This window comes from Exiguobacterium sp. UBA6282, assembly GCF_002440475.1.
In the GTDB taxonomy this organism is placed as follows: domain Bacteria; phylum Bacillota; class Bacilli; order Exiguobacteriales; family Exiguobacteriaceae; genus Exiguobacterium_A.
In genome coordinates this window covers 198,178-207,706 of record NZ_DJUM01000020.1, presented here as the reverse complement: position 1 = coordinate 207,706, position 9,529 = coordinate 198,178, and the positions used below count along the sequence as shown (strand labels likewise).

At 45.5% G+C, this 9,529-nt stretch carries 10 protein-coding genes; 2 read left to right on the top strand and 8 right to left on the bottom strand.

The features are described from left to right. Positions 1–204: squalene/phytoene synthase family protein (locus B2751_RS06035; RefSeq protein WP_290773519.1), on the top strand; the 204-nt coding region annotated here is incomplete at its 5' end. A 421-nt stretch (positions 205–625) separates the two neighbouring features. Here B2751_RS06035 and B2751_RS06030 read toward each other — a convergent pair. The 7 genes from B2751_RS06030 to B2751_RS06000 form a co-directional block, all read right to left on the bottom strand. Continuing rightward, positions 626–2,098, bottom strand: a complete 1,473-nt coding sequence (locus B2751_RS06030; RefSeq protein ID WP_035409346.1) for a phytoene desaturase family protein — start codon at positions 2,096–2,098, stop codon at positions 626–628. Between the two features lie 15 nt (positions 2,099–2,113). Next, a complete protein-coding gene (locus B2751_RS06025) occupies positions 2,114–3,190 on the bottom strand; it encodes a glycosyltransferase (protein WP_290773516.1) in 1,077 nt (358 codons plus the stop codon). Beyond that, positions 3,187–3,888 (bottom strand): lysophospholipid acyltransferase family protein, encoded by a 702-nt coding sequence (locus B2751_RS06020; protein ID WP_290773513.1) that lies wholly within the window; start codon positions 3,886–3,888, stop codon positions 3,187–3,189. The genes B2751_RS06025 and B2751_RS06020 overlap by 4 nt, the downstream gene beginning before the upstream one ends. Next, positions 3,857–4,612, bottom strand: a complete 756-nt coding sequence (locus tag B2751_RS06015) for a carotenoid biosynthesis protein (RefSeq protein ID WP_035409339.1) — start codon at positions 4,610–4,612, stop codon at positions 3,857–3,859. The genes B2751_RS06020 and B2751_RS06015 overlap by 32 nt, the downstream gene beginning before the upstream one ends. A 136-nt stretch (positions 4,613–4,748) precedes the next feature. After that, entirely contained in the window at positions 4,749–5,495 is a 747-nt protein-coding gene (gene pssA / locus B2751_RS06010; RefSeq protein ID WP_174316042.1) for a CDP-diacylglycerol--serine O-phosphatidyltransferase, read from the bottom strand. 21 nt (positions 5,496–5,516) lie between these two features. Beyond that, complete coding sequence (locus B2751_RS06005) at positions 5,517–5,984, bottom strand: aminoacyl-tRNA deacylase (protein ID WP_035409337.1); 468 nt, start codon at positions 5,982–5,984, stop codon at positions 5,517–5,519. Then, positions 5,944–7,326 (bottom strand): MATE family efflux transporter, encoded by a 1,383-nt coding sequence (locus B2751_RS06000; RefSeq protein WP_035398439.1) that lies wholly within the window; start codon positions 7,324–7,326, stop codon positions 5,944–5,946. Before B2751_RS06000 ends, B2751_RS06005 begins: the two co-directional genes overlap by 41 nt. A 194-nt stretch (positions 7,327–7,520) precedes the next feature. Between B2751_RS06000 and B2751_RS05995 the strand changes: the two genes are divergently transcribed. After that, positions 7,521–8,294, top strand: coding sequence for an enoyl-CoA hydratase/isomerase family protein (locus tag B2751_RS05995; RefSeq protein WP_290773510.1), 774 nt, complete (start codon positions 7,521–7,523; stop codon positions 8,292–8,294). Positions 8,295–8,351: 57 nt separating this feature from the next. On the opposite strand, the gene B2751_RS05990 is transcribed toward B2751_RS05995, so the two are convergent. Then, a complete protein-coding gene (locus B2751_RS05990) occupies positions 8,352–9,503 on the bottom strand; it encodes a cation:proton antiporter (protein ID WP_290748694.1) in 1,152 nt (383 codons plus the stop codon). Positions 9,504–9,529 lie beyond the last annotated feature (26 nt).

Genomic DNA, 9,529 nt, shown 5'->3' with positions numbered 1-9,529 from the left:
GTTGCACTTCGAGCAGAGCATCTGTATGATGCGGCGATTCCATCGTTTGATCGGTATCCGCGGGAGAGCAGACGCGCTTTAAAGGCAGCTGCCTTCTTATACCGTGGTATTCTCGATGCGGCACGGGATAATCATTACGACGTCTTTACGAAGCGGGCGTACGTCAGCCGTTGGCAAAAGATGAAGTTGCTCGCAACGATTTAATACAAGACCATAGAAAAAAGACCTTGGCGGGGACCAAGGTCTTTTTTCTATGGTCTGAGACCGGGGAGTCTCAGATTACTTCTACACCAGAGCGAACATCTGGACTACGAGATAGGTCTGTTTCGACCACGGGGATGGTCTTTTCTTTATCGAGCTATCTGTGGACCATTCGGATGAGACGATCTAAGGGGGAACGTCGTAAGTCATGCGAATGGACACACGATGAGTCACGTGATGAAATGGGTGGGTCCCATTTGATTTCGCTGGTTAGAAAAAGTAAGTTCTTCAACGCTCTTGACTCGGGGAAGTCACCTTGCGCTTGATTGAGGATGTGGGGTCAATCACTACCTCTTGAACTCGAAGTAATCGTATCAAATCTTAGTTGTCCGTACAAGTGATTGATATGCAATTCACATAACGTTCACAGGGTAGCGGCGACAGCAGAGACGATTCGTTCACTTGCTAGTTTTCCTGAAAGCGTAACCATTGGACTACCACCACCAGGATGCGTTGATCCACCGGCAAAAAACAAATTGTGAACATTCTTTGAACGGTTGCTCGGACGGAGGAAAGACGACCGGATGCCATTGGATGACAAGCCATACAACGAGCCGTGATAAGCAAAGAAGGTTTGTTCGATATCCTGTGGTGTGACCCGTTGTTCGTAGACGACATCTGATGAAATATCAATTCCAAACGACTGCAACCGTTGATTGATCAGTTGATCATACGTATCAAAATCAATCGCATGTCCAGTATCTGTCGCAGGCGCGTTGACGAGTACAAACAGATTGTCACCCGCTTGTCCCATTTCTGGGGCTGTGACGGAAGAATTGGAGATATAGATCGTCGGTTCCTCCGCATAACGTTTTTCATCAAAAAGTGCTTTGAACTCTGCTTCGTAATCTGAAGAGAAGAAGACGTTATGATGAGCCAGTCCTTCGATTCGCCGTGAGAGACCGATGCAACGGACATAGGCAGAAATGGACGGTTCGACTTGAGCAGGCGTCGGATTTTTAAAATCAGGTCGTGCGGTTTCTGAGATCAGACGTGGATATTGTGTCAATAAATCACCGTTCATGACGACGAAGTCGACGGGTAGATACTCTAAATGATTCAATTCGATTTCCGTTGCTTGTCCGTCGACGACTTCGATCTGGGTCACCTCATCTCCAAGCCGGAAGACGACACCGAGTTCTTTTGCACGTCGAGCGAATCCTTCTGCGATTGCTGTATTGCCGCCATTCGTGAAGTAGACGCCGTCATTTAGTTCTAAATGAGCGATTAAACTGAAGGTAGCAGGTGTTTGATACGGACTGCTCCCGATATATGTTGCATAACGATCAAGTGCCTGAATTAACTCTTTATCCTTAAAGTAGTGTTTATGCAGTCCATGGAGACTTTGAAAGGGATGCACTTTTAGCATGTCACGCCAAAGGGAAGGGCGGACATATGAATCGATATTTGTGAAAAATTGTCGTTTGGCGATCGTATGCAACTTCGCGACTTCCTCTTGGTAACCGGTAATATCGTTTTTCGCCAACTGACCGTTCGTGAAACGATCTACTTCTGTTCGCATCGCTTCTCGCCCAGACGAAAAGGTTAACGTGCGTCCGTCTGAAAAGTGATTGATCGTATGGCGCTCGAGTTTCGTAAATGTAAAGTATTCATCGGGATCTGCTCCGGACTCGAGAATGACAGACTGAAAGACTTCCGGCATTGTGATCGTATTCGGTCCGAAGTCGAAGCGATGTCCTTCTGTGACGATCGGCATCATCTTGCCGCCAATATGTGCATTACGCTCGACGACAGTGACACGAAACCCTTTTGCCGCTAATGAAATGGCGGCGCTGAGTCCACCAAGACCGGCTCCGATGACAGCTATATGTTTCATACTATTGATTCCTCCTTATGAATAGGTTCGACCCTTCCATGTGATTTCCCGTTTCCTAAAGCTTCGAATCATCGCACTGGCTAGCAAGATGACATAAAGGAGTACCGCCAGTGGATGAAGCCACCAAACATGTCGGATTTGTGCCGCACGATCGATTCGGAATCTTGCTGAGTAAAGAAGAATCAGTGCGCCACCCATCTGCCAGGATGGGTGAAGGATGAGATAAGGTAGGACACTTGCTTGAATCAAGTAAAAGAGTAGAAAGTATGATCCGACGACGTAGGAATCGTTCATCCCACGAAAGACATTCTTTAGAAAACCTTGCCAGACCTCTTCATTCGTGGCGTACATGTCGCAAGAAACAACTGGGGCGACTTCGACAAGTGTCGTTGTCCATCCATGTCGTTTAAATGTACGACAAAGCTCTAGGTCGTCTACAAGGGCCGTTCGAATGCTGTCATGTCCACCGACTTGTTCGTAAGCATGTCGTTCGACGAGGACGACCATTCCGTTCGCAGCGGCAAAAGCCGGATGTTTCACCTTGCGAAACGGAATCGGAAGATGCTGTGCGATAAGAACATGTTGTATCGGAATCAAACATTTCCCGAGAAACGTCGGTACAGGAAATGACGGAAAACCAGAAAGGAAAACGGCTCGTTCTGTTCGTAACGTTCCGTATAAGCGACAAATTGCATCAGGTGTCAGTGTCACATCAGCATCGAGAAATAATAGATAGTCCTCTGTCGTTCGTCTCGCGAGTTGATGACACGCATGGACCTTTCCTGCCCAGCCTACTGGTAAGGGAAGACCATCAATCACCGTAAAACGATTGTCTTGACCAATCCGATCGAGCAATAACTCACGCGTCCGATCGGTCGAACGATCTTCATATAAGTAGACGTGCATACCTGATGTCAAAGCGGGTTCCAGTGCGTCTAATAATTTTCGTACATTGCGCTCCTCGTTACGTAACGGGATGCAGATTGCTAGACTATCTGGTTGAACGGCATCCGTTAATCGAGGTAAAAAAGCTAAATTGACCCATGTGTAGAGACAGACAGCTAGAGCGAGGAAAAAAAAGAACCAACTCATGACCGAAGTGCCCGTAACCAGCGCTCCGTTCGCGCAGGGAGTGGTTCCCTTCGTTTTGAGATACAGCGATACAAATCAACACGCTCTGCCATCGCATCTGCTCGTATGTCGTCATATAATGCTGTTAGCTCTACTGTCAGACGTTTTACTTGGAAACTGGATCGTTCGTCAGACAATGGATAAAAGCGACGCGTCCTTACATAGACATCCGGTTGCTGTTCATGTCCGTACGAATAGTAGAAGGCGACGAGAGACACGGTATTCGCATGACGCATTAATTGCGTTGCTCCACTTGCTAAGTGCATCGGTCGTTCTTCTTGATGCCGTTCCTCCCCTTGAGGAAACATCCAGACGCTGCTGCCGTTTTGGAGTCGTGCTTTTGCATATTGAAGGCTTGTCTTGATATCAGAGAACGATGTCCGGTCGACAGAGAAAGCTCCGAGACGGGAGAAGAATGGAAAACGGGCGAGTCCTGCCTGGTCAATCATGACATAGGGATCATGACGGAAACAGGTTTGATCTAAATGAAAGAGAATCATGCCATCCCACCAAGAACTATGCGTAGCAAGCATGAGTCCTGGGACGGGTAAATCGTCTGCGCGGTATAAAACACGGTGAAAATGACGCTGAATCAAAGCATGATCGACATACGTATGAAATACGGATTCAGCTAATTTGCTTTTGTTTGCTTCTTTCAACGATAACCCCTCGTTTCACAATGAAATAGACGATGAACGCACTTAAGCTGACCAAAGTGACGCCATAGAGACCAGCAACTCCTGCTGTTACACCGAATAAAGTGTGCAACATCAAAAAGAGATACTGATTGTTTTGTTCGAGTGCGGCATCCGTCGCTTTGACTTGATAGCGATTGATGAAAAAGGAAAAGACGAGCGCCGTTCCATACCACCCGAAGAAATTCTGTGTCGGAATATCGTAATACCAGCCACCGTCTTGCCAAAGCCAATACGATTTCACGTTAGCAGCAACAGGATCGATCGCTAAATCGAGCCAAACGGCAAACAATGGAACGAGAATCAGTGTACTATAGCGAAATGAGAACAAACGGGAGAAAGCGAGACTCGCACCCATGACCGACAACCATGCAGCCCCAATCGTAATCGGCACACCTAATAACTGGACACCGAAATCCGACTCGTAACGATATGTTCCGAACGGCCAACCGGTATGGACCCCAATCGACTCAATGATGATCGAACCAAAAAAGATGAAGGGGATGACAAGACGTCCCTTCGGTAAGACATGCCAAAAATAGAGAGCTGCGTATAAGCCGGAAGCGAATAAAAAGACGGCATTGGCCCACTCGAGCCAAGGGGGAAGTAACGAAAAACCGACTAAGATCAAGCCAATGGCGAACCAAATCGAAAAGAAAATCCAAAGACGTTTATGAAACTGCTCCATGCGTGACATTCCTCCATTTCCAAAATAGCTTCTGTCATAAGTATACCCATATATCTTGAAAACGAGCGAGGGAGAAGCGGTCTTATAAAAAAAGTGGTCCGGCTTCTCGCAAGAGAAACCGAACCACTTCCTATCATCATCCGTTTGAATGTTGTTTTTGCTTCTTCTTTTTGATAAATGAGAAAAGGAGAAACGCGATATACAACGGAACAGCAACGAACCAAAACGTCGACCACTCATTGCTACGCGCAATCATGACATACGTCACGTACAGCAACGTAAAGGTGATGACGAACGTATGGCGCGGAACGGGAATGTCTTTAAAGCTTGGAATCTTGACACGACTGACCATCAAGAAGGCAAGACCTGTGAAGACAAGTGGGACCATCAAGTCGTTCATTCGTCCGCTAAACAACGTGACGACAGCCAAAATACCACCTGCCGCTGTAATCGGTACACCTGAAAAATAAGCAGATGCTACATTCGTTGCCGATAAATTAAACCGGGCAAGACGGAATGCGCCGAACAACGGGAACAGAGCAGAGATTAGTAAACCAACTTCTCCGAATTCATAGAAATACGTATAGTAGGCCATCATTGCAGGTGCGACACCGAATGTCACGATATCTGCTAATGAGTCCAGTTCTTTTCCGAAGTCGCCTGCTACACCAAGCATCCGAGCAAGACGTCCGTCCAGACTATCAAGCATCATCGCGATGACGATTAGTAAGGTGGCATTTTGAAAATCACCTTTTGCTGCCATGACGATGGCTAAAAAACCACAATACAGATTTCCGAACGTAAATAGGTTGGGTATTGAATTACGAACACGATCTTTCCACAAAATGATTCCTCCTGCCACTTCATCGATACTACTCATCATACCATAATTAGGAGATGGAATTCAGCCGTTCGTAAAGAGAATCCCCTGAGTGAAAGATAAAAAATCATGAGGATTCAATCGAACTTGATGTCCACGTTTTCCAGCGGATATGATGATGAATGGTTCATGGATAGCACGATCCGATAAAAGAACCGGAAAATTCTTCTTAGCACCGATGGCAGAGACACCACCTCGAATATAGCCAGTCAGGAATTCTAACTCCTTCATCGGAACAAGCGCGACTTTTTTCGAATGCAATGCTTTAGCCGCTGCCTTTAGAGAGAGTTCTTCTTCCCCCGAAATGACGACGAAGACATATTTATTTTCGACCATTTTCAAAACAAGGGTTTTAAAAATGGTCGAAAGGGGGTAATTAATCTTTCTAGCGACGGCTTCAGCAGATAAATCATCAAGATCAACAGGATAAGTGAGGGATTCAAAGTCAATCTTAGACTGCTTCAGAAGCCTCTCGACGTTCGTTTTGCTCATGTGTTTCTCCTTTGACGAGTGAGTATTGGACCCATTTCCGTCCGTGCCAACGTTTCATGGCGAAAATGCCACGGAACCATTCGTCAGCAGAGAAGGCAATCCAGATTCCAAGTAAACCGAGACCGAAACCAAGACCAAGCGTATAACTTAGGACGACCGCGATTCCCCACATCGATAGAATACCGATGGCGACAGGGAAACGAACATCTCCTGCCGATTTAAGAGTTCCCATGAGCACGATGTTCATCGCGCGACCTGGTTCAAGAATGACGCTTGCCCAGAGTAGTGGGATACCGATTGCAATGATTTCGGGACTCGATGTGAACGCTGATAGAATCGATGAACCGAATGAAGCAAGAGCGACAGCTGAGATGAAGCTTGCGAAAACAGCGATCTTCAATGTTTTCACAGCACGTCCGTATGCTTGTTCAAATTGTTGAGCACCAACTTGGCGTGCGACGAGTAATTGAGTTCCTTGAGCGATGGCAAGCGTAAATAGGAAACAAAGCATCGTGATGTTTGATACATAAACACGAGCAGACAACGCTGCTTCACCAATCGTTGCGATGAATCCTGTGATGATGAGTTGTGAGAATTGATACGAGATCCCTTCACCAGCAGATGGGATTCCGATGTTCATGATTCGTTTCACATCCTCACGATTGAAATGAATCAAGTCTTTTACTGTAAAACGTAAAGAAAGTTTGCGGTAAACGACAAAGAACAACACAAGGACAGCGATTGTCCGGGCGATGACGATCGACCAAGCGACACCAGCAACACCGAGAACGGGAATGCCGAAGAGTCCAAGAACAGCGATGACGTTACCAAAAGCACTAACGAAATTCATGAGTAGCGTGACGTACATAGCATTTTTAGTGAATCCATGACTCCGAAGAATCGCACCCAGTGTCAGTGAGATGGCTTCTAAGAAAAGGAACAAACCAACGATCTTAATGAACGTTTCGCCATAAACGAGGGTCTCTCCTTCTAATGAGAAAAATCCAAGAAGTTGTCTTCCGAACAAGACGACGGTCAGAGAAACGATGAGACCGGTATACAAGTTAATTGCAAAAGCGGATCGAGCAGTTTGGCGAGCATTTTGTGTCTTTCTTGCACCAAGATACTGACCAATGATGATCGTTGCACCAACCGATGTGATATTGAATAAAATGATGAAGATATTCAAAATTTGATTGGATACGCCGACTGCCGCAGCAGCGCTATCCGAGTAATAACTTAAAATCAACGTTGCAATGATTCCGAGACTCATATGCAGTGCGATTTCAATGAATAATGGCCACGTAATGTGGAATAAGCTTGGTTGCTTGACTGTTTTCATAAAATAAATCCCCTTTGTTTCATAAAACGAATAGTGTTTCTTTATCTTTTTGAAACTATACGCCTTCAATTTTCATAATGAAAGAGGGTTTTTTGTCTTTCATCGAAAAAATAGAGATTTAAAAGGATTTTCATAAAATATCACGAATACATCATAATGAACAATCATTCATTTTTAAAAGGTAGGGGAATCCGATGAAACGAGAACTGAATTATGTCGTCAAGGATCAGATTGCGACGTTAACGCTCGCTCGACCGAAACAATTGAATGCATTAACCTCGAATTTATTAGAAGAACTCGCAGACGCTTTAGAAGAAGCAAATCAAGATGAAGAAGTACGAGTCATCGTCTTGACTGGTGAAGGACGCGGTTTTTGCGCAGGACAAGATTTAAAAACTGTCTCTCCTGAGCTCGACCATGGTGAATATCTAAAGCAGTATTACCATCCTGTCGTTCGGGCAATCGCTAAATCGAAAAAACCGACGATTGCTGCTATCAATGGTGTAGCAGCAGGTGCCGGTTTATCAATGACACTCGCCTGCGATTTTCGGCTTGTCCACGCGGAAGCGAAATTGTCACTCGGATTCATTAATATCGGTCTTGTTCCGGATGCGGGTGCCCCGTATTTCTTACCTCGACTGATCGGTGCAGCAAAAGCAACGGAGCTTGCGTTACTCGGTGATACGATTTCAGCAGACGAAGCCGTTACGCTCAACCTTGCGACGCGAAGCATTGAATCAGAGAAATTTGGAGAAGAGGTCACAGCTTTTGCTCGTCAGCTAGCGAATCGTCCGACGAAAGTGATCGGGTACATTAAGCAGCTGCAAGCAGCGAGTTATGAAAATAATTTGGAGGAAATGCTCGCTCAAGAAATCATCTACCAGTCATGTGCTGGAAAAACAGAAGATCACCGTCACGCGGTTGAGTCCTTCATCGAAAAAAAACGCCCTGTTTTTGTCGGACGATGAATCGAGGTTATCTATAGAAGAAAGACGTCGGAAACGCACTATGCGCCGACGTCTTTTTTATTTCAATTTCTTTTTGATTTTTCGTGCAGTCGCATGTGTACGGTTCGTCAATCCTGTAGAGATACGGAATAGTAAAATTCCAAGAAAAGCAGAAACAAAAATGTATATCCCAGTCAATGTCACGAATGCACCACTAGCGAGCGTGATGAAAAGTATCGAAAATTCACCACGTGGACCAAGACAGAAGCCAGATTCGATCGCATGATAATTCGATAAACCAAAGGACCTTCCGCCGAGGTAACCGACTAAGAATTTAGAGACGACTCCCCAAATGACAAGAGCGAAGAAAAATAGATCAATCGGTAATCCGTCAGTCAACTCGAATGACATTCCGAACGTGATAAAGAACAATGGTAATAATAAGTCTTGAAACGGAGTGACTAGTCGTCTAAGATAACGCGTCTCATCCAGTTCGGTTAACAGAATACCGATGATAAAGGCGCCAAGTACTTCTGACAATCCGAATAAAATACCGATACCGGAAAATAACAAGATTAACCCGATGATTCCGATGCCGGCATCAGGATGACGGTAGAGTGAATCGACGAGACGTTTCCGTCTTCGGATGAATAACGTCATGATGATTAAAGCAATGAAGAAGAAGGCGAACCCTAAAAAGATGATGCTGATTTTGGCAACCGAGAACGTCTCAGTCCCTAAAACGAACGGGGCCGTCGTCAGTAGGATCGGTGCCATCAAATCTTCGAAGACGAGTAAGGACAGCACGAAGCGATTCACATCCTGATGTTTATCCGGTTCCCGATCGAGCAGTCGAGCTGAAATCGAAGAACTCGTCGCATACAAGACACAGCCGATCAAAAACGATTCGGCGATGGAAAAACCGAACGATAAAGTCAACAGGATTGTTCCACCAAACGAAAGTAGAATATCGATGACTCCTGCTTTCCAAATGGAACGGAGCTGAATCAGCAAGTCCGCCACTGAAAATTTTAGGCCGAGTAAAAAGAACAGGACGATGATGCCCGCTTCTCCTCCGAGTTTCAGTTCTTCAGGAGGATCGTAATAAAATCCAAGGACGATTCCAATCAAGATGAAGGCCAGAATACTCGGGACGTGGAATCGTTCACTCAAGTAACTGATCGTAAACAAGCCAATGAGGATGAGACCGGCGTAAAAGAAAATTTCCATGGAGGATGTTCTCCTTTCTGTACCCT

Bases quoted from the DNA above. Each gene is read 5' to 3' on its own strand.
- B2751_RS06030 (WP_035409346.1), bottom strand. From the start codon at position 2,098: ATGAAACATATAGCTGTCATCGGAGCCGGTCTTGGTGGACTCAGCGCC.
- B2751_RS06025 (WP_290773516.1), bottom strand. From the start codon at position 3,190: ATGAGTTGGTTCTTTTTTTTCCTCGCTCTAGCTGTCTGTCTCTACACA.
- B2751_RS06015 (WP_035409339.1), bottom strand. From the start codon at position 4,612: ATGGAGCAGTTTCATAAACGTCTTTGGATTTTCTTTTCGATTTGGTTC.
- pssA (WP_174316042.1), bottom strand. From the start codon at position 5,495: ATGATGAGTAGTATCGATGAAGTGGCAGGAGGAATCATTTTGTGGAAA.
- B2751_RS06005 (WP_035409337.1), bottom strand. From the start codon at position 5,984: ATGAGCAAAACGAACGTCGAGAGGCTTCTGAAGCAGTCTAAGATTGAC.
- B2751_RS06000 (WP_035398439.1), bottom strand. From the start codon at position 7,326: ATGAAAACAGTCAAGCAACCAAGCTTATTCCACATTACGTGGCCATTA.
- B2751_RS05995 (WP_290773510.1), top strand. From the start codon at position 7,521: ATGAAACGAGAACTGAATTATGTCGTCAAGGATCAGATTGCGACGTTA.
- B2751_RS05990 (WP_290748694.1), bottom strand. From the start codon at position 9,503: ATGGAAATTTTCTTTTACGCCGGTCTCATCCTCATTGGCTTGTTTACG.